We start from the raw sequence: 21,364 nt of genomic DNA, 5'->3' as shown, positions 1-21,364 counted from the left end.
TGATAATGGAAAGACGAGTACCTTTTTTAGATTTGCGCATCCTCGACGATCAATCTCGAAACGATTTGTTAGAAGCGATCAATAAGGTATTTCTTCATGGACGCTTCATTCTAGGTCCGGAAGTTCAGGAATTCGAAGAAGCCATCGCGTCTTATTGTGGAAGGAAATACGCCGTCGGCGTCAATTCCGGGACGGACGCTTTATACTTAGGTTTAAAAAGTCTTGATCTTGGACGTGGAGACGAAGTCATTACTACTTCTTTATCCTGGATCGCTTCTGCTAACGCTATAGCCATGACAGGCGCGACGCCGGTTTTCGCCGATATCCGCGACGATTTGAATATCGATCCGCTAAGCATCGAAAAACTCATTTCCCCCAAAACGAAAGCCATCGTTCCTGTGCACTATACTGGCAAGGTATGCCGCATGCCGGAAATCATGGAACTGGCGCAAAAGCATAATCTCATAGTGATCGAAGATGCCGCCCAAGCTTTTGGCGCGCGATTGAATGACCAAGTTGCAGGTTCTTATGGCCGCATCGCTTGTTTCAGCATGAATCCTATGAAAGTCTTCGCCGCTTGCGGGGAAGCGGGCGTTGTAGTGACGGATGAAAAGGAACTTTACGACCGGCTGATTTACCTGCGGTATAATGGCGTTGTCAACCGCGAGACGTGCTACGAAACCAGTCTCAATGGAAGGATGGATACGATCCAAGCCGCCGTTCTCCTGCAACGTTTGCGCGGATTGTCAGAGATTATCGAAACGCGAAGACGCTTCGCGGCGATTTATCAAATAGAATTGGCGGGAATCGTCGATTTGCCGTGCGAATCGGCGGGTGAATGGAATGTTTATTATACCTTCACCATACGCGCATCCCGACGAGACGAATTGAAAACTTTTCTCGAAGCCCAAGGTGTTGAGACCAAAATCCAACATCCTATATTGATGCCCGAACAACCGGCTTATCGGAACGGCGTAAAGGGAGAATATCCCAACGCGCAACGGCTGTTGAAGCGGATTCTGTGCGTTCCCTGCCATGAAAAGTTAACGGAAGACGACATCCATTACGTCATAAAGCAAATTAAAGAATTCTATCGGAGCGGCGTTTAATGGCGGAAGCGTTTTTTTGCGAACAGGACATTATCGAAGTCGATGAAGCCTGGTTGTCGAAACTCAAGCAGGAAGCGGAGGCTTCGCCGCGAAGGCGTTCGCGCCTTTGCCTTCATCGCAACCATAAAGACTTGGTGCAGGAAATGGTCATCGCATTTTGCCGGGATTCTTTGGTTCGTCCCCACCGGCATGTAGGCAAAAGCGAATCGTTTCATGTCATCGAGGGCGATTTGGCCGTCCTTCTTTTCGACGAGGAAGGAAAAGCGATTAACAAAATCGAAATGGGGCCGAGAGGAAGCGGAAAAACCTTCATATACCGCATCTCTTCTTCATTATGGCATTCCGTTGTTTTATTGTCCGATTTCGCCGTGATTCACGAAGCGGCGGCGGGTCCGTTCTATCCTGAAGAAAATAATTTTCCCGCTTGGGAGCCTAAAAGCGATGCAGATTTGCGATTATTCTTGCAGCAATCCCTAGAATCGCTTCGTTCGAAAGATTAGAAGTTTTTCATCGAGGAAAAGAGTTGCTCTGCGATGATTTCCATTTACATTCCCGCGTTGAACGAAGAAAAACATTTGAAAAATACGGCGCTGAAAATCATCGAAGCGGCGAATAGCCTCGGCGGCATTCCCCTCGATTTAATCATCGTCAACGACGGCAGCACGGATGGAACCGGCGAGGTTATCAAGGAACTCGAATCGAAATACAGCTTTATCCGCTCCATCCATCACCCGCGCAATCAAGGTCTCGGCCAAGGCTTGAAGGAAGCGATAGCGACCGCGAAATATCCTCGATTCAGCATTATTTCCGGCGACGATCCCGTATCCCTCGACAGCATCAAATTGCTTTTCCACCATCGCGATAAGGCGGACGTCATCTTTCTTTATATGATGAACAACGAAATTCGCGGGAGAAAGAGGTTGATTCTTTCCCGCATGTTCAGTCTGATTTATATCATTGTTTTCAATATTTACGTTCAATACATCAACGGTGGGTGCATGTATCCGACGGAAAGGCTTAGGACTTTCCATATTCAATCCAAGCGTTTCAGCTATATGGCGGAAATGGCCGTGAAATGCTTGCGGTCGGGTTGCTCTTACTATGAAATACCCTACTATGAAACGAGAGGCTTGGAAGGCAGCACCTCCTTTTCCTTCAAGAATTTCCGCGAAGTCGTAACGACGTTTTTTAAACTGTATTACGAAATCTATTTTTCCCATAAATCCTTATTCGATAAAACTCCCATTCGCGTCAAAGACGAATAGAAATTGGCGATCCGAACGATGGTCATGAAAGTATGTTATATGAATCCGCCATTGTCCCGTAAAATCCTGCAAATCGAATATCGCAATCCCCATTACTCCATCGAACGGACGAAGGTGGACTTCGGCGAATACGCTAAGGAGTATTTCGTCATCAAGCACGGGCCGCGTTCGGGATTGCTGATTCATCGGGACGATTCGATTCTTCTGGTTCAACAATACCGGCAGTTGATTAACGGCTTGTCGTGGGAAATTTCCGGCGGGAAGATCGACGAGGGGGAAAAGCCGGAAGAGGCCGCCATCCGAGAGGGACTCGAAGAGACGGGATTGCGCTGCCGGGAACTCTCACCGCTGATTTATTATCAGCCGGGAATGGACACGTTCGACAATCCCACGCATGTTTTTTCCAGTTCCCATTTTGAAGCGGTTCCTAATGCGGAGATTGACGAAAGAGAAGTGATTCAAATCGCCTGGTTTTCTTTATCCCAATGCTTGGAAATGATCCGGCGGGGGGAGATTCAGGACGTGATGTCGGTGATGGCGATTGCGGCGCATCAGTTGTCTCTTTTGGGAATCCGGCTGCATGAAAAACAGTGACATGCGACATGTGGTTAGAAAAGTAGGATGGGTCGCGTTTTTTGACCCATCAAGAATTTGGGATGGAGTAATTGATGGGTCGAAAAACATGACCCATCCTACGATTTCTATCATTTGATGGATAAAATAATAGGATCGTTTGTGAAAATTCAAAATGGAAAAACTCGCATAATCATCGGCTTCGCCCTAAGCCTTCTTCTATTGGGGATAATTCTTTACCGTTTAGAATGGAAGGAATTTTTCGGCGCCCTTGAGAAAATTCAATGGCGGTGGATTTTCCCCGCCGTCGCCGTCTGTATTACGGCGGGTTTCTTGCGCGCCTTGCGCTGGGCGTTATTGTCGGAATGGTCGTCGCAGCCCTGGCTCCACTATTGGCGGGCGCTGCAAATTGGCTATTTGTTCAACAACATCTTTCCCGCCCGCGCCGGAGAGATGGCGCGAATCGTCGTTATCAGCCGCCAGCGCGCCATTCCGTTTTTGAAAACGGCGGCAGCTTCCGTCATCGACCGGTTAATGGATATGTCGGCGCTGGCGTTAATCGCGCTATGGCTACTGACGTATTCGCTGCCGCAAAATCCCCTTTACGCATCCTTTCGTAAAGGCATTTTCATTGGCATCGCGGCTTTGATTTTAATGGCAGTTTTTCTTCTCAGCGGTTCGAAGATTAAAACAATGATCGGATGGTTGGAAAATCGGCTGGGCGATAAAAGCAAGCGATTTACGGATTGGGGAGAACAGATCATCGATGGATTGGAAAACGTTCGCAATCCCTTTCGGTTTTTGCTCGTCTTCGCCATCGCCGCCACATGTTTCGCTTTCGATCTGTCGGGCATCTATCTCATGCTATGGACGATGGGATGGAATTTGCCCTTTATCGCGGCGGTTACAACGGGCGTCTTCATGGCTCTGGGCGCATCCTTGCCCTCTTCTCCAGGGTATATCGGCGTTTACCAGGCGGCGTGCATTCTGGCTCTCGGTCTATTTGACATCGCCGAATCGGAAGCCGTGGCTTTTTCTCTCATCTGGCAATCGCTCAGTTTGTTATTGGCTATTTCTTTAGGGGGAGGATCGGCCATGTATTACGGATTGAATATTTCCCGAACGGCGGAAGAAGCGGCCCAGACGCCGTCATGGTGAAGGCGTTGACGATGAATTCAACTTGGTTATGCGATATACCCAATAACGGCCGCCGGAATCGCGAAAAATTTCTTCCACTTGCAGCCAATCTGGTTTTTGCGATGGATCGACGCTGGTTTTGAATTTAAATGTGTTCCGAGACCATAATTTGTCGATAATAAAATATTTTGCCCCGGTTTTATATAATTCATCCCATAACTTCTTTGAATCGTCCGACTCGGTAACGATACGGTTCCACTCATTGCCCGATACGATATCTTTAAGCAGATAACCATTGAATAAATAGGGAAATGAAAATGAAAGAGCAATGCGGTCGCCGGGCTGGGCGGCTTGATTGACGGCGTTGGCGGCTTGCCAGGCGGGATGAGAATAATGTTCGCTTCCGGCTAGGACGTAATGGACTGTCGATTTCAGATGCCAACTTTCCATGCCCAGCGTCTTCAATAAAACGCCGAATAAGGCAATGAGAATAACGATGTTGACGAATCGTTTTGGAATCAAGGCGAGCGACGCTTTTTCTGCGCCTTTGGCGGGCAGGAGCGTCAAGGTAAGCAATGGAGGGAGAAAGTGACGGGGAGCGGGAAATATATGAAATACCGCCCAAAACGCCACTCCCGCCAATGACGCCAAGGAAAGCATGAAAAGAAGGGATTGGCTTAACTTTTTTGGCTTTGGCAATAGAAAAGCCAATGGTAAAAACGCCAACGCCAGCGGCGAAAGGTGGCCGTATTGCGTGTCGCAACGTCCGAAGGTCAAGAAAAAAGGATAGAAGAGAACCGTGCGCCATTTTTCGGAGGGTGAAAAAATATCCACGGAGAGAACTTGTTGACTTGAATGATCCCCAAAAGTGATGAAGGGAGCTAGAGGTTCTTGGAAAAGTACGGTGGTTTTTGCCATTTGCAGAATCGCTGGCGGAGAAGCCCAAAGCGCAACGCTAAACAGCGTTACTGTCAGCATGCGCAGCCGAGAAGCGTTGGTGGGATTGGCGCAGAAGAGCGAACGCCATATAACTATCAGAAAAAGTGGCAGGCCGAGCGTAGCGATATAGGACAATTTCGCGACGGAGGCGAATCCACCAGCCAAGCCAACAATTCGAATCGCCAGCCGCGAGCCAGATCCCCTGATTTCCAAAGCCCAATAGAGGGAGGCGAGTCCCAAAGCCGCCGTGAACATATCCACTTTCCCGTCTCCTATAAAAAGCGTAAAGCCGCTGGACGAGAAAAGCATGCTCATGACCATCCATTGCCCCCGGCGTCTCAAACCGGCGCGAGAAGCCATCGCCCACAAGAGCGCCGCCGCCGCTAACGCGGTGGGCCAGGTCAACATCTTTGCGGCGTATTCCCCTCCAATGGACAATAGAGCTGCGTAGTGCATTTCTCCTTGATAGCCAAGCAATTCGTATATAGGGCCATCCCACGAACAAAGGCGATGCGTTGAGGCGATAAGTTTCGGTACAGCCATATATAAACTCATCGCGTCATGGGAAGGTGGATCAAGCGTCTTGGGCAGAAAAATCAATACGCATGCGGCGGCGAGCAGAATAACGATTTTCCAGGTTCTTTTTTCCTGTTGAAAATCGAAAAAAACAGTTCGAAGGCGTTGCGCCCCTTTCGCGAGAAAATAGAACGCTTCTCGATATCCGAGAATGCAACAGAGAACAAGAAGGGTGTAAATAAAGAAAGGCGTGAAGCCGTAAAGCATCGATAAAATCAGCCATACGGAGGCTAAGAGACCTTCTCCGAGGATAAACGCCGTTCCTATTCTCCCCGCCCAAGACAGCTCTTGCTGGTCCTGATCGCTAAAACCCAGCCGCCGCAACGCTGTCGAACCTAAAGAAAACGCCGCCGCCGAATAGAATACGACGAGGAATGCGGCGAATAGGACGCGAATGGATGCCTCGATCATTTATCGTTGGCTTCTTTCGGTTTTACGTATCGATTCCCGATCGAGAAAAAATCTTTAATGGAAGAACAAATAGCGTATTTTTTTACTAAAACGTCGCCTACGCGGTTGGGAATTACGATCCATGGCGCAGATAGGATTATGAAAACCCAGAGACCAAAGGCGATTTCTAAAAGGAAGACGATAACCGGATTTTTCTTTCTTTGAGAGACGGATGGCATGGCTTTTCCTCTTCGATAACAAGAAAAATTCAGTTTATTGCAATCCACCAAACTGGGAAGAGAAACGAATCGTCAGGCAAAGAATTAATGCGTAGGGTAGTATTTTTTTTACGCTCTATGCTTCACATTATAATTTCGAATATGATATGGATTAATTATCTTCGCCCATTTTTTGGGACAAGGGAAATCGAAATCTGGTTTTCCAACTCTTGAATGAGAAGGTTTGTTCACATGAAACGGAATTCCGCCTTCACGTTGATCGAGCTGCTGATCGTCGTCGCCATCATAGGAATCCTCGCCGCCATCGCCGTGCCCAATTTTCTCAACGCCCAAGTGCGGGCGAAAGTGGCGCGCAGCTACGCCGATATGAAGAACATCGGCACGGCCATCGAAATGCTGCGCATGGACAAGAGCGTCATGCTCGTCGATTTGTGGGACGACGACTACGAATGGGCGACGAAGCGGATTAAGGAGGTCTTCAATGGCGTGGGCTTCGTATCCAACCAATTGCAACGAACCAGCTCCGATGTGCTCGCTCCGTTGACGACGCCCATTTCCTATATGTCGTCCGTTCCCAACGATCCCTTTATCGAAAAGTACGGCGTCAATGTGCATGGCGGCAATAACGTCAATTTCAAGGCCTACATCTACGGCGATCTCGAAGTGCTCGACGCCGATATCGGCGGCTTCTATATTCCCGTCTACAATCCCAAACAGAACACGACGAATATGTTCGGCGTCCGGCCATTGCGCCCCTTCGAGTGGGTGTTGCTGGGTTTCGGCCCGGATGGCGACATGCCTAACACTACCTGGGGCGTTCCCTACAACGCCAGCAACGGCCTAACCTCGAATGGCGAACTCGTCGTCCGCTCCGGCGGCGGGATTGAGTGATCTTTGCTCATTGCGGTTCTTGATAGGGAACAACCTCGATGTCCCAGATGATGTCGAAGCCGGAGAAATAGAAATTCGGCGGCAAGCCGTTGAGTAAATCCATAGCGGGGTGATAAGGATTCGTGTATCGTCCCCCATAGCCATCGGTGACAACCGTCGTTTCATCGGGAAAACGGACGAAAGCCCGGATTTTAGGGTCCCAGAACCAAGGGATTAACAACGGCAGATCGTATCCTCCTCTTTGGCTTGAATAAATATATCCAAAACTATCCAACATCAGCCATCCGTTTCCGTTCGGGTCCGGTTCCAGGTCGCGAGCACTATCGATGCTCAGCCAAGGCAATCCACCGTAATCGAAATGCTTGTCCGTGGTATGGACGACGCCGTAGCCGTCCAGCAAGTAGAATTGCAATCCCTCCTCCATAAGCGCAATTTCCAGGTTGCGGGCGATGTCGAAACCGAAATAGGGCAATTCCGCCGGTTTGGGTAGATCGGGAGAAGATGTATGAATGCCTCCGAAACCATCCAGCATATACCAGCCCCGGCCCAGCGGATCCGGTTCAATATCTCGGACAATGTTAAAAGGGGCGAAATAAGGCAGGAGAGGAGGCTTCACGTTGGGATTCGTCGAGTGGATGCCGCCGTATCCGTCCAGAACGAACCAAGCGCGAATCGGAGTCGGCGTGGGAGTTGGTATGTAAAGTGTTGGAGTCGGCGTCATAGAAGGCGTAGACGTAAAAGTAGGCGTCGCGGTAGGGGTGCGAGTGAAGGTAGGCGTAAGTGTGGGGCCTTGGGGCAATGCCGTGGGGAAAGGATGCGCCTGCATCGCGTCGGGATCGATCGTCAATGCGGGGAAAGGGGATGTTAACGAGAGTTCTTTGATAAATTTTTTATTCCCGCCCTTCTGATCTTTATCGAAGATGTAAAGATATTCGCCGTCTATAGAAGATAGGGAAGTGTTGTAATGCCACGATGGTTCGTTATACCATTCCGACTCAAAGATTGTAATGGGGATGCCTTCCAATGGATGCACCCTGCGCAAACGCAATCTAACGTATGGATGATTAGCCAAGAAGAAATAAAAAGCGCCGTCCTTCGGCCAGAATGTCAAGCAGGCAGGAGACCCGAATTGAGGCGGCTCTTCATACACTTGCGTAAACGAAGCGTCCGCTTCTAAACGAAAGATAATAGGATATCTTTCAACTCCTTCAAAAAACAACGAGCTATCCGCATTCCCCCTTATGATAATATAAAGCCGCCGATCCGAGCCGATACAAAAGGATTCTGGATACCCGTCGTATATCTCATAAGAAGCAAGAACATTTGCGCGCATTTCTTCTCCTGCGATTTCAAGATCGATAATGTAGAACGTGTAAAGATTTTTTGTTACGTCGGATTCATTCGTTTCTCGAAAAAAAACTAAACCGATCAATCTTCCTGGTCGGGTTCCGGGGATAACGTCGCCTTCTTTCACAATATAAAGATCCTGAAACACGAAGAATTCCCGCCCATCCGGCAACTGAGGAGAAATAGATAGACTCGTAATGGAATTATTTTTAGAAATTAGGAAATTCGCCTCTAAACGATTGGTATATAGAAAAAGATCTCCCGTTGGCATCATGATCATGCCGCGAACGCTATAGGAGTTGGATGGAGATACCCGTGGCAATTCGGCGTAGATTGGAGCGCTTTGCGTATCGATAGGCGGATGACTAGGATCGATGGGTCCATAGATAAGATGTTTAATAGTGCTAACTTCTTCGTGAATAAACAATTCTCCCGTACAAGGATCGATGGCCATCCTCAGGCTAGATTCATTATTGCAAAACGTAATGAATTTTCCTTGGATATTGGGGACGAGGAATGAGGACGCGGGTACTGAAATGGGCGTAGAGAATGGCGTCGGCGTCTCCGTTGGCGTTTCTTTCGGCATTGGCGTTGATGTAGGCGTTTCCGACATAGGACGCAAAAGCGTTGAATTTGTTTGGGAATAGATATCTTGAACGGTTGCGCCGAAAATCGTTGCCCATAAAGCGAAGGATAGGACTCTACCCAAAAATCTATTGAAGCGTAATATGCTCATATCATTGCAGCCTTTCCGAATCGATGATTGTAATTAATACATAGTAAATCTTAAATTCAGATTTTCGTCAATAAATTAAATCTAATTAAAGTAAAAATGATAAAAATACAGTCATTTAATTGATTCAATAAAGAAAAAAAAGTACGGATAACAGATTTACGGATTGAACTAAGAAGGTCTTGAGGATTTGCTTGGAACTTGGTAGTATGGCGTTCGAGAAAGTTGCGAAACGTCCAGCATAAGGGAAAGGGGACTTTTTCTTTTTCTAGGAAGTTGGATTTGGGGGATGCAACGAAACCGGGTGAGCCAGAATGACGATTCGATTGAATCGAACTATGGAATGAATTGGGAATGGGGATATAATCGATTTTTGCGGCGAGGCATCTTATGTTTTATGTATCCGACAAAATTGGGGACTTGCAATTTCTGACGATTACGCCCAAACCTGGCGAGGCGTTTGACCGCTCCGTCGAACAGGCTTACGGCGAATTGGCCGATTATCTTCAAAGCCATCGATCCGTTCTTTTGCAGGAACGCGTATATGCTTCCCTAGCTGACGCCGAACGCATCCGTTCACTTCGCGCTTCCGTCATGGAGCCACTCGGCGAATCCGTTTTGTCCCCTGCAACCTTTGTGGAAGGGAAGCCCATTCCGCCGATGTTCTGGGCGGGGCTGCACGCCATCGCCGTTTCCCCAGCGGATGGCAATTCAACGCGCTTATTGCGGCGCGGCGATAAAATCTGCGGACGTTATTATCAAGGAAGCGAAGCGCAGCATATTTTTCTTTCCGATGTAGGACGTTTGATCGATGCGCTTCCCGCCGACCGTTCGGTAGAAACTTGCGAAACCATCCGTCTGACCAATGAAATTCTTAGGGAGTCGAATTGGTCGTTTACCGATGTGAAGCGCACTTGGTTTTATTTGGACGACATCTTGGGATGGTATAACGATTTCAATAAAGCCCGCAATACGATTTATCACAATATTGGATTGTTCAACGGCCAAGTTACCGGCATCATTCCCGCCAGCACCGGCATCGAAGGCAAAAATCCGCGCGGCGCGCGCTGTACGCTCGATTTATTGGCGATGAAGCCGTTGGAAAGACGTCCATTCCAAGTAAAACGGATGATTAATCCCAAGCAAAACGAAGCGCCTGATTATGGATCGGCTTTCTCGCGGGGATTGTCGGTTTCCTTAGCGGAATCGAAATGCCTCTTTGTATCCGGCACCGCTTCTATCGATGAAAGAGGGGTAAGCCTTTACGCCGGAGACGCCGAGCGCCAGGTCGTTCGCACAATGGAGAATGTGGAAGCGTTGCTCGCTTCCGCCGGGGCGGGTCTCGGCGATATTTGCCAAGCAACCGTTTTCGTGAAGCGGACGGAAGATATCGATGCGTTTTACCGCGTAGCCGAACGTATGGGCTATAAGGTGGAACAAGCCGTCTGCATGGCGGCTGACGTTTGCCGCGAGGAATTGTTGTTTGAAATCGATGCCAGCGCCGTACTCCCGGCGCGCTAGGGACATTTATGGGCGTTTGTAGAATGGTTGGTTATTTGTTGGGGTGGATGGTTTTCTTAATCATTGGGGAATGTACTGAAGGCGCGTTAGCAGCGCCGGGAATCGTTTTCGTTCAAATCCCCGCTTCCGCCGAACCGGCGGGGCGTCCTTATTTCGTTCCTTCCGACCGGTATGTCGATGGATGCCGCATCGCCGCGCTGCTTCCCGATCGATCCGATCTCGCGATTCTAACGCCGGAATTTGTTTCCGCCAAAGACCCTGCCGTTTCCTTCGACGGCGAGACGATTCTATTCGCCGGGAAAAAGAGTAAGGATGATTCTTGGAGCCTATGGCGCATGGATCGCGACGGCTCCAATAAACGCCTATTGCCCACAGGACTGCGCGATTGCGTCTCTCCCCTTTATGTAGGCGCTCTCTTCCACCTGAACGATCCGGCGCCCGCCGACCGCATCGTATTCGTCAGCGCCGATCACGGCTGGCGCAATGAAAACGGTTTGGGTTCCGCCTATTCGCTTTATGTTTGCGATATGGACGGCGGAAACGCTCAGCGCATTACTTTCAATTTAAATTCCGATTTCGACCCCGAAGTGCTGCCCAATGGCCGGGTGGCGTATACCAGCTGGAAAAATGACGGATCGCCCAATACGCCGTTGGGACGTTTGTCCTTATTGGAAATCAGCAACGACGGGACGGATCAACTTTTGTTTTATGGCGGCGGCGAACCGCCTTTATTCAAAGAAATGGCGCGCTTTTCCCCCAGCGGGCGCGTCTATTTCATCGAATCGAACCGCAACTCCTGGCTGGGCGGGGGCGATTTGGCTTGCGTCTCCCTGCGCCGTCCTTTGCATACTCATGAAGTTCTCGCCGCAGCGGGTGATGGATTCTATCATTCCCCTTGCCCTCTATCTGGCGATCATGGCGAACAATTATTGTATGTATCGCACCGAGCCAATTCGCTGGATTCCAGTTACGCTATCTATCGCTTTGGCGATCTGCTCCAACCCATAGCATCCGAGCCGGGTTGGCATTGCATCGATGCGCAATTCCTCGCGCCTCATGCGCGGGTAAAAGGGCGCGCTACCGTCGTCGACGAGAAGCGAACCGTGGGCGTTTTTTATTGTTTGAACGCCTACGCCAGCGACCGGCCCGAATTGCGGGATATCAAGCCAGGCGCAATCAAGCGTTTGCGGGTGATTGAAGGATTGCCGTTTGTTGAGGGACTGCCGGGATATCCCCTTTGCGATTTTTCGGAGAAAGACGCTGATGATTTTTCCATTCCTAGTTTAAGTCTGCAAAGAATTTTAGGGGATATTCCTATTGAAGCGGACGGTTCGTTTCATATTCAAGTTCCCGCCCGGACGCCTATCGCTTTCCAGGCGTTGGATGAGAACGGCATGGCGTTCATCTCTCAGCGCTCCTGGACGTGGGTAATGCCGCGAGAATCGCGGGGGTGCACGGGCTGTCACGAGGATCTCGAACTTTCCCCACCCAATCGCTTAGCGGATGCTGTAATTAAGCCAGCAGTGGAGTTGCTTCTTCCTCCTGCGCGGCGGCGGACGGTGGATTTTAAACATGACATCGCTCCAATCGTAGAAGCTAAATGCTCCACGGCGTCATGTCACTCGTCCGGCGGAGCGCCGCCGAATCTCGATGTTCGTCAACTTGTCGAACGCGGCGGCGATTCGTACAGCCAAGCTTATATTGCTCTTCTTTCCGCTATCGATGATCGTAAGGATGAATATTACGTGAAACCGGGTTCTGCCCGCGAAAGTCCCTTAATTTGGCATCTTTTCGGTAAACGCATGGAAACGAATTCGTCCGAAGCGATAAAATATTCCCCTCTTCCCAAACTGATGCCGACGGAGAAACCGCTTGAGGAGCTCGAACGCAGATTGTTTGTCGAATGGACTGATATGGGCGCTGCCTGGGACAGCCGGACGTATTCTCAGGAGTACGCCAAAACTCAGAACGAAAAACTTGAAGGGGGTGAAATGTGGTGAGAATCATCCTTCCTTGCCTGTTATTATTGATGGCGTTAGCCAATAGAAACGGCTTCAGCGAAGAAGCCGTTCCCCAACTTGCGGATGCGACCGAAAAGGCGGGAATTCATTTCGTTCACAGTATCGGCGACGATGAGATGAGCAATATCATCGAAGGCACCGGCGCCGGATGCGCTTTTTTCGATTACGATGGCGACGGCGATCTGGATATCTATCTGATGAATGGGGCTTATCTCAAAGGCGTCAGCCATGTGAAAGGGCGCATAATGGAGGGAAAACTATCCAACGCCCTTTACCGCAACAACGGCGATGGAACCTTTACCGACGCGACGGAAGAAGCGGGCATCGGCGATAAGAACTACGGCATGGCCTGCCTGACGGCCGATTACGACAACGACGGCGACGCCGATCTTATGGTTACCAATTATGGGCGCAACGTTTTTTACCGGAATAACGGCGATGGAACTTTCGTTGATTATACAAAGGAGGCGGGGCTTGAAAGCGATCAAAGCGACCTATGGGGAATCGGCTGCGTTTTTTTGGATTACGACAAGGACGGCTTTCTCGATCTTTATGTAGGCCATTACGTCGCCTACGATCCCGAATACAAATATTATTACCCCGCCGATGCGTTTCCCGGCCCTTTGGCTTATAAAGGCCAACCCGATACTCTTTACCACAACCGGGGAGACGGGACCTTTGAAGACGTAACGAAAAAAGCGGGCGTTTACAATCCGGAAGGGCGGGCGATGGGCGTCTCCGCCTGCGATATCGACAATGACGGAGACCAGGATATCTTCGTCGCCAACGACGCCATGGAGAATTATCTTTACCAGAATAACGGCGATGGAACCTTTACCGACATTGCGTTGATGACGGCGACGGGTTTCGGCCAAAACGGCGAGGCCACTTCCGCGATGGGGCCGGAATTTGGGGATATTAACCTAGATGGACTCATCGACCTTTTCGTTCCCGATATGAGTTTTTGTTGTCTATATATAAATACTGGCCAAGGTTTATTCGAGGATAAAAGCGCTCAATTGGGCATCGCGGCTGTTGTGGGACAATACACGAGCTGGTCGGGAAATTTTTTCGATTACGATAATGACGGTTATATCGACATCTTCATAAGCAACGGCGATAGCCACCATTTGGAACCGGAAGAGGATTTGTTGTTTAAAAATATCGAAGGGAAGCGGTTTCGAGATATATCCGCCCAATGCGGCAAGGATTTTCAGGACAAATTCGTCAGCCGGGGATCGGCGGTGGGCGATTACGACGACGACGGCGATCTGGATATATTGATCCTGAACTTGAATGCCCGGCCTCGCTTATTACACAACGACGGCGGCAACCGCGGCCATTGGTTGAAGATTCATACTGTAGGAACTCAGAGCAACCGCGACGGCATTGGGACGCGCATCCGTCTCACCGCGGGGGGCAAAACGCAGACGCGGGATATCGCCAGCAGTTCTGGCTATCTTTCGCAAAGCGATTACCGCGCCCATTTCGGCTTGGGAACGGTGGATCGCGCCGAGCGCATTGAATTGCGTTGGCCCAGCGGCGCCGTCCAAGTCTTGGAAAACATAGCCGCCGATCAAGTGTTGACTGTGAAGGAACCATCCGAATCCGGTTCGTAGAGGGGAGTTGCGCACGATGGGACGACTATTCGCCCTTATTCTACTCGCCGCGATCGTCTCCGCCGGGACGGCGAGCGTCGAGTCCGCCGAACCGCTGGAAAGGTACTATGTGGGAGAAACGGCTTGCCGCCAATGCCATAATAACATCATGGGCAAGCGCAACCAGTTCAATCCCTGGCGTCTCTCCGCTCATTCCCGCGCCTACGCCGCGCTGGCGATGCCCGAAGCCAAAGAAATCGCCAAGCTTTCCGGAATCGCCGTCGATCCATTCGATAGCCCCATCTGTCTCGGCTGTCACGCTACGGCTTCCCAGACGGAGGCATGGCAGCGCGACGAAAAATTTTATATTGAAGACGGCGTACAATGCGAGATGTGCCACGGCCCCGGCAGCGCCTATTCGGAAGAAAACGTCATGGCGAATAAAGAGCAAGCTATGAAAGCCGGATTGCGAATGCCGGACGATAACGCCAGTAATGAAACCACCTGTTTAGTATGCCATAAGGAAAAAGGCTCCCACACCGCCGTCATTAAGGTTAAGAAATTCGATTTCAAGCAAGCGCTTTGCGAAATCGATCATTCCGGCAGAGGCGGCGAGATCAAAATAAAGACTCCTTCCATCGAACCTTTGCCCGGACCAACATACGTCGGCGTCATGGTTTGCGCCAAATGCCATCGTGGAGAAGAGAAAGGGTATCCCTTCAGCAAATGGCGCCTCTCTTCCCATGCCAACGCCTACGCGATTCTGGGAACTACGAAGGCGGAAGAGATTGCCAGAAACAAGGGAATCGAAAGCAATCCCCAGGAAGCGGCGGAATGTCTGAAATGCCATTCCACCGGCGGCGGCGAACCGGCGGGAAGATTTATGGAGTCTTTCGATATAGGCCAGGGAGTCCAGTGCGAAAGCTGCCACGGCCCCGGCAGCGAGTATATTCCCGAAGCGGTGATGAACGATCCCATCGCCGCTCGTCAGGCCGGATTGCAGAAAGCCGATCGCGAGACCTGCTTGAAATGCCATCCCAAAGAAATCGATGGAAAGCCGTTCGACTTCGACGCTATGTGGAAGAAGATCGAACACGGCAAACCGCCGGAAAGAAAGGCGGCGTTTATTGGAAAATATAAAACTCCTTTCAACTTGGAATTCAGCCGCGACGGCAAACGGTTATACGTCGCTTGCGAAGCCTCCGACAGCGTCATCGTCTTGGATCCGGAAACGAGCGAGATCGTCTCCGAATTTGAAGTCCAGGATCAGCCGCACGATATCGCTCTTTCTCGGGACGAAAAATTTCTTTACGTCAGCAATCGCGGTTCGGATACGGTTTCCGTCATTGACGCCGCCACTTTGGGGGTGTTATTCCACATTTCCGTCGGCGACGAACCCCATGAGCTGATGACCGATGGGGATGGCCATTATCTCTACGTCGCTAACGCCGGGTCCTATGACGTTTCCGTTGTGGATTTGCGCCGGGGCGCGGAAGCGAAGCGCCTCTCCGCCGGGCGGGGCGCTTGGGGAATCGCCCGCTCGCCGGATGGAAAGCGGTTTTACTTAACCAACAATCTGTCCCATTTCATTCCTTTCCGCACACCCTGTCGCTCTGAGGTTACTGTCATCAATTCCGGTACGGGCTTCGTTGAAAACCGGATTGTGATTCCCGAAGCCAACATGGTTCAGGGCGTCGACGTATCGCCGGATGGGGAATTTGCGCTCGTTACCTTGATACGCACCAAGAATCTCGTTCCGATGACCCGCGTTATTCAAGGATGGGTGATGAATAACGGCTTCGGCGTTCTCTGGAAGGACGGGCGGGTCGATCAGTTGTTATTGGACGAAATCGACGGTTATTTCGCCGATCCCACCGACGTCGTATTCGCGCCGGATGGGAAATACGCTTATGTAACCGGGGGCGGCATCAACGCCGTGGCTGTAATCGACATCGAAAAGATGAAAGCGCTTCTCGACGGCGCCGATCCCGAATACCGGCGAACCAAACTTCCCAACAATCTTGGCGTAAGCGTCGAATACGTCTTGAAAAGAATTTCCGTAGGCCGCAGTCCTCGAGGCATGGCGGTTTCTCCCGATGGAAAATTCGTCTATGTAGCGGATGGATTGGACGACGCTGTGTCCGTTATTGATATTGCGAAACAGGAACGCGTCAAAACGATATCTCTTGGCGGACCGCAGGAAATCACTATCGAACGCGAAGGAGAACGAATATTCCATAGCGCAGAAATTACGCTCAATCGGCAGTTTTCCTGCCATTCCTGCCATCCCGACGGCGGCATCGACGGCATCACTTACGACATCGAACCGGACGGCGTCGGCTTCAATCCCGTCGATAACCGCACTTTGCGCGGCATTCTGGATACCGCGCCTTTCAAGTGGGAAGGAACCAATCCCAGCTTGCGGCGCCAATGCGGCCCCCGGTTGGCCGTATTTTTTACGCGCAGCGATCCCTTTACGTTGGAACAAGCCAATGCGCTCGATCGTTATATCTGCACGATTCCTCTTCCCCCAAACCGTTACCGCGCCGGTTCGGAATTAACCCCGGCGCAATGGAACGGAAAACTTCTTTTCGAACGCGATCGCACAAACGGCGGCGAGGAAATTCCCGTCAAGAAACGTTGCGTAACCTGCCATCCCGCTCCCTTTTTTACGAATCGCAACGTGGAAGTCGTTGGATCGAAATCATGGTTGGATACGAACGATAAGTTCGATGTGCCCCAGTTGAATAATATCTACGAATCGGCGCCTTTCCTGCACGATGGACGGGCGGAAACGTTGGAAGAAATTTGGACTCGATTCAATCCCTACGACGAGCATGGCGTGACCAACGATATGACCAAGGATCAGTTGAAGGATTTAATCGAATATTTAAAAACATTGTAATATGGAGAATAACGATGAAGCGTATGGCATGGATCTTTATCGCATTGTCCATCGGTTTCTCGCTGGGATGGAGCGAAGAGAAGAAAGCCGAACTTCCCCAATTGGCGGGCGAACCATTTATCTATAAAGAGTGGGAAACTTTCTACGCGGAAGAAAATGGCTTGCCCAACGACCATATCTTTTCGCTCAAAGCCGATGGCGATCGCCTTTGGGTGGGTACGGAAAACGGACTTGCCCTATATGAAAAAGGAATTTGGAAGCGCTGGACGGAAAAAGACGGCCTGCCTTGGAGAGTCATCACCGGCATTACCGTAAGCAAAAAGACGGGCGACGTATGGCTGGCCTTGTTCGGCGGCGGCGTAGCTCGCTTCAGCGGCGGACGCTTCGATCATTTCCACCAGCTGAACAGCGGCCTCGTCAACGATGTCGTTTACGGCGTATCGATGGAAAACGACAACCTCTGGGCGGCGACGACGGCGGGGATGAGCTGCTACAACACCGTCACCGGCGAATGGGAAATCTTCACGGAAAAAAATGCGCCGATGGATGAAATCTGGTGTTACAACGTCGACGCCCATGAGGATAAAGTCTACTGCGCCGTCTGGGGCGGAGGCATTCTGGAATGGGACGTCAAGACGAAAAAATGGGACGCCCATCACGATCCCGACCGGGAGATGGAGATCGATCTCTACCGCGACGACGGCTTGATCCACATTATTACCACCGCCGCCTCTTACATCGACAACGTCCTTTGGGTTTCTACCTATTTTGGAATGAGCCGCTACGATGGACGCCATTGGCGGGGGTATACTGAAATCGACAGCGGACTAGCCAGCAGTTTCATCAATTTCATAAAGGGACGCAGCGGAACGTCGGCTTACAGCTGCACCGATTTGGGATTGGCGACGATTGCGGATTTCGATTCCGATACGTGGGTAACCTATCGGCGCGACCGTGAAGACGCGGAAACCTGGACGGCGCATGTTCTCGTTGGCAACCAGGAAATCCGCGCCGAAACTACGAATCTATCTTTACCCAATCATTTTATGATTTGCGTCGAGTTTCAGGGAGACGACGTATGGATTGGTACGGGTCATGGCCTAGCGCGGGGAATTGGAAAAGGTTATTGGCCTGGTTTGAAGAATAATCAATCCTCGCCGAACGAATCGTCGAAATCCAAATAAAGGAGGAATGGCGATGAAACGGTTTTTTGCGATTTTTGCTATTGCGGCGTTCCTTATGTTTTTTTCTCTGGCGAAAGGCGAAGAGAACCTTCAACGGGTGATGGATACAACGGCATTGCCGCCCCAAGTCGACGAATCGAAGGACGATTACGGCAAGACGCCGCAAGAATTCGTTCCTTATGGCAAATTTACTAAACCTTACCGGCGGTTTTTTCTTCAACCTCTGCAATATCGCGGCTATGGTCGCCATCTTCCCGAACCGGAGCATGTGAAATCCGTGAAGATTGGCTTTATCGGTCCTATCATGAAAACTGTTTCCGTCGCCACAGGCGGCGCGTCTCATGAAGAACCGATGGGAATCAAAATGCTCGAAGGCGCGCGGCTGGCCATCGAACAAGCCAACGCCAAAGGCGGCTATCGCGGCAAGACGCCATACGAATTGGTAGTCAAAAACGATAACGGACTTTGGGGCGCTTCCGGCAATGAGATCATCAATCTGGCCTATCAAGATAACGTTTGGGCCATCCTCGGCACCATCGACGGCGCCAACAGCCATATCGCCATTCGCGTCGCGCTGAAGATCGAAATTCCCATGATGAATACTGGCGATACCGATCCCACTTTTATCGAAACGAATATTCCCTGGGTTTTTCGCTGCCTCACGGACGACCGGCAAATGTGCTACCTGCTCGCCGATTACGCTTTCAAGAAACTGGGCGTAACCCGCATCGCTGCCTTGCGCGCCAACAACCGTTATGGACGCATCAGCATCGACGAGTTCCGAGACGGCGCTACGCGTTTGGGATTTCCCTTCTTGGCCGAACTGAATTATAAAGTAGGAGATAAGGATTTCGCGCCGCAACTCGAACGAATCAAAGCGCTCAAACCAGAAGCTGTGATTACCTATGGCGACGCCGTTGAATCGGCGATGATCCTCAAGCAGATGCGGTCGATGGGGATGGATCAATGGTTCCTGGGCAGCGACCGCCTGGTGACGAAAGAGTTTATCGATATCGTCGGCAAAGAGGAGAATAAAGTTGTCGCGGGTTATCCCTACAATCCCGCAAGCGAAGATTCTCTTCATATACAATTCCAAAAGGATTTCAAGGAGCGGTATGGAGACAATCCCGAAACCTACGCCGCTCACGGTTATGACGGCATGAACATGACGATCCAGGCTATCGAAAAAGGCGGTCTTAACCGGGCGTTGATACGCGACGAGTTGGCTGAGATGACGACGTTCGACGGCGTGACAGGGAAAAAAGAGATCGATCCGATCTTTTCCAACCGCTCTCCCGCCTACTTGGCGATTTTGAAAAACGGAGTATTTACGTTTCATTCGCGGCAAGAACTGTTTGGCGAAGGATGATGGAGGCGTTGCTCATAATAGTACGTTGGTTGGCCGTCGCTCCAAATCGGGGTTTATTTTATGAGAAAGAAATCCCGAAACCGGTTTATATAGTTTTCTTCCAATATTTATGGTTAATGGCCCTGCGATGCGGGGCTGTTTTTCTCTTTATGGGCGGCGTTGTTTTATGGGCGGCGGAAAACGATCCGATTCCCCATAAAAGAATGCTGGACGATCCATTGCAATTCACTGGCGTCGACAGCCAGAAAGACAATCCAGCCAAGCTGGATGAAATCCGTTTTGGTTTTTTCGCGCCGACGCAAGACGGTTCCATTGGCGAATCGTTGTGGAAGGGCGCGGCGCTGGCGTTGGAACAGGCCAATCGGCGGGGAGGTTATGGGGGCGTTCCCTTTCGCTTGATCCCGCGCTGGTCGGACAATCCCTGGAGCGCCGGTTCCAAAGAGATGATCCGCTTCTTGATCGAAGATAACGTCTGGGCCGTCATCGGCTCCATAGACGGAGATTCAACTCACATAGCGGAACAGATTGTAACCAAATTAAAAGCGCCGTTGATCGCGCCTATCTCTTCCGATCCCACTTTGACCTATATCCGCATCCCTTGGATTTTCCGTTTGCCGCCGAATGATTCCCGTCAGGCGGAAATATTGGTTAAAGATGGAATCAAGAGAGATAAAATCGAAAGGATCGGCATGATTACATCCACTCGCCATGACGGACGCATCGCCGCTGAGGCGCTATTGGAGGCTTTGCAAAGAGAGGCGATGTCTCCAATCTTCCATTTTCAATTGACTCCCGATGGCGATGGTTCGGAAATCGCCAAGCGGGCGAAAGAATTCTCGCCGGGAGCGATCGTCATACGCCTGACGCCGGATCGCCTCGCGCCGATGCTATGCGCTTTGAAAAATGAAAACGTCGTATGTCCTGTTTATTTAATGTGGATGCCTGGTCTTAACGAGGAAAATCTGCTTGGGGTTTATTCTGGCCAGATTAAGCTTATTCATCCTTTCGACGATCAAAATCCAACGGAGGAATATCTTAACTTATCCGATGGGTATCGAGCAAAATATAAGGAATCGCCCGACGCTTGCGCCGCCTATGGCTTCGATGCTGCGAATCTCTTAATGGCAAGTTTTCAAAAATCAGGTCCCAGCCGGTCGGGATTGCGCGATGCCATCGCAGATATGAATGGATATCGGGGCGCCGCAGGCGTTATTTTATGGGATAACGGCGGGGGTGCCGCCGGGCGGCCAGTTTTGAAGACGCTCTCGGATGTTTCTTTGTTGAAAAACTAATCGCTCGTCACTCGTCACTCGTTACTGTTTTTTTATGTCCATTAGGGTTCGATAGTGAATTTTTCAGCTATTTTCTTGAACGTTTCGATCTGACGTTGTTGCCGGGATTCGTCAAATCCTAACTCCGCCGCCAGCAGGCGGGCTACGGCGGGAGCCATCGCTAAGGCGGCTTGGACATTGAGAAAAAGGGCGCGGGTGCGCCGGGCGAGAACGTCGTCGACCGTACGCGCCATTTCAAAGCGCGCCGCCCATACTACATGAACGCCGCAAATGAA

The 21,364-nt window shown here is 50.6% G+C and carries 17 protein-coding genes; 13 read left to right on the top strand and 4 right to left on the bottom strand.

The features are described 5' to 3' along the window. Positions 1-5: 5 nt before the first annotated feature. The 5 genes from AB1656_23775 (at position 6) to AB1656_23755 (ending at position 4,105) form a co-directional block, all read left to right on the top strand. The gene (locus AB1656_23775) at positions 6-1,109 is read left to right on the top strand and encodes a DegT/DnrJ/EryC1/StrS family aminotransferase (GenBank protein MEW6238415.1); all 1,104 of its coding nucleotides are present in this window, start codon (positions 6-8) and stop codon (positions 1,107-1,109) included. Next, entirely contained in the window at positions 1,109-1,609 is a 501-nt protein-coding gene (locus AB1656_23770) for a WbuC family cupin fold metalloprotein (GenBank protein MEW6238414.1), read from the top strand. The genes AB1656_23775 and AB1656_23770 overlap by 1 nt, the downstream gene beginning before the upstream one ends. Before the next feature lie 33 nt (positions 1,610-1,642). After that, complete coding sequence (locus tag AB1656_23765; GenBank protein MEW6238413.1) at positions 1,643-2,374, top strand: glycosyltransferase family 2 protein; 732 nt, start codon at positions 1,643-1,645, stop codon at positions 2,372-2,374. Positions 2,375-2,398: 24 nt separating this feature from the next. Next, positions 2,399-2,968 carry an NUDIX hydrolase gene (locus AB1656_23760; protein ID MEW6238412.1) on the top strand — a complete coding sequence of 190 codons (570 nt, stop codon included), beginning with the start codon at positions 2,399-2,401 and terminating at the stop codon, positions 2,966-2,968. Positions 2,969-3,109: 141 nt separating this feature from the next. Continuing rightward, entirely contained in the window at positions 3,110-4,105 is a 996-nt protein-coding gene (locus AB1656_23755; GenBank protein MEW6238411.1) for a lysylphosphatidylglycerol synthase transmembrane domain-containing protein, read from the top strand. On the opposite strand, the gene AB1656_23750 is transcribed toward AB1656_23755, so the two are convergent. Beyond that, positions 4,097-6,010: a hypothetical protein gene (locus AB1656_23750; GenBank protein ID MEW6238410.1), complete on the bottom strand. Its 1,914-nt coding sequence runs from the start codon at positions 6,008-6,010 to the stop codon at positions 4,097-4,099. The two genes, AB1656_23755 and AB1656_23750, sit on opposite strands and share 9 nt — an antisense overlap. Continuing rightward, a complete protein-coding gene (locus AB1656_23745) occupies positions 6,007-6,228 on the bottom strand; it encodes a hypothetical protein (GenBank protein MEW6238409.1) in 222 nt (73 codons plus the stop codon). The genes AB1656_23750 and AB1656_23745 overlap by 4 nt, the downstream gene beginning before the upstream one ends. A 231-nt stretch (positions 6,229-6,459) precedes the next feature. On the opposite strand from AB1656_23745, the gene AB1656_23740 reads away from it, so the two are divergent. Then, complete coding sequence (locus AB1656_23740) at positions 6,460-7,119, top strand: prepilin-type N-terminal cleavage/methylation domain-containing protein (protein ID MEW6238408.1); 660 nt, start codon at positions 6,460-6,462, stop codon at positions 7,117-7,119. 7 nt (positions 7,120-7,126) lie between these two features. Here the strand turns inward: AB1656_23740 and AB1656_23735 are convergent, their stop codons facing one another. After that, positions 7,127-9,202, bottom strand: coding sequence for a hypothetical protein (locus tag AB1656_23735; GenBank protein ID MEW6238407.1), 2,076 nt, complete (start codon positions 9,200-9,202; stop codon positions 7,127-7,129). A gap of 387 nt (positions 9,203-9,589) precedes the next feature. Between AB1656_23735 and AB1656_23730 the strand changes: the two genes are divergently transcribed. From AB1656_23730 to AB1656_23700, 7 genes are all read left to right on the top strand, one after another. Then, positions 9,590-10,720, top strand: a complete 1,131-nt coding sequence (locus tag AB1656_23730; protein ID MEW6238406.1) for a Rid family hydrolase — start codon at positions 9,590-9,592, stop codon at positions 10,718-10,720. A gap of 23 nt (positions 10,721-10,743) precedes the next feature. Then, complete coding sequence (locus tag AB1656_23725) at positions 10,744-12,720, top strand: hypothetical protein (GenBank protein MEW6238405.1); 1,977 nt, start codon at positions 10,744-10,746, stop codon at positions 12,718-12,720. Beyond that, complete coding sequence (locus AB1656_23720) at positions 12,714-14,360, top strand: CRTAC1 family protein (GenBank protein MEW6238404.1); 1,647 nt, start codon at positions 12,714-12,716, stop codon at positions 14,358-14,360. Before AB1656_23725 ends, AB1656_23720 begins: the two co-directional genes overlap by 7 nt. Before the next feature lie 16 nt (positions 14,361-14,376). Next, on the top strand, positions 14,377-17,244 hold the full coding sequence (locus tag AB1656_23715; GenBank protein ID MEW6238403.1) for a multiheme c-type cytochrome: 2,868 nt from the start codon (positions 14,377-14,379) through the stop codon (positions 17,242-17,244). 14 nt (positions 17,245-17,258) lie between these two features. After that, complete coding sequence (locus AB1656_23710) at positions 17,259-18,428, top strand: two-component regulator propeller domain-containing protein (GenBank protein ID MEW6238402.1); 1,170 nt, start codon at positions 17,259-17,261, stop codon at positions 18,426-18,428. A 13-nt stretch (positions 18,429-18,441) separates the two neighbouring features. Then, positions 18,442-19,797 carry an ABC transporter substrate-binding protein gene (locus AB1656_23705; GenBank protein ID MEW6238401.1) on the top strand — a complete coding sequence of 452 codons (1,356 nt, stop codon included), beginning with the start codon at positions 18,442-18,444 and terminating at the stop codon, positions 19,795-19,797. Between the two features lie 116 nt (positions 19,798-19,913). Then, the gene (locus AB1656_23700) at positions 19,914-21,089 is read left to right on the top strand and encodes an ABC transporter substrate-binding protein (protein MEW6238400.1); all 1,176 of its coding nucleotides are present in this window, start codon (positions 19,914-19,916) and stop codon (positions 21,087-21,089) included. Between the two features lie 41 nt (positions 21,090-21,130). Here AB1656_23700 and AB1656_23695 read toward each other — a convergent pair. After that, positions 21,131-21,364, bottom strand: a 234-nt coding sequence (locus tag AB1656_23695; protein ID MEW6238399.1) for a glycerol-3-phosphate dehydrogenase C-terminal domain-containing protein, incomplete at its 5' end; no start/stop codon positions are given.

The sequence above is a fragment of the Candidatus Omnitrophota bacterium genome (assembly GCA_040755155.1).
Taxonomy (GTDB): Bacteria; Hinthialibacterota; Hinthialibacteria; order Hinthialibacterales; family Hinthialibacteraceae; genus JBFMBP01.
Note: the sequence above shows the minus strand (reverse complement) of the source record. Positions and strands in the feature narration are given on the sequence as shown.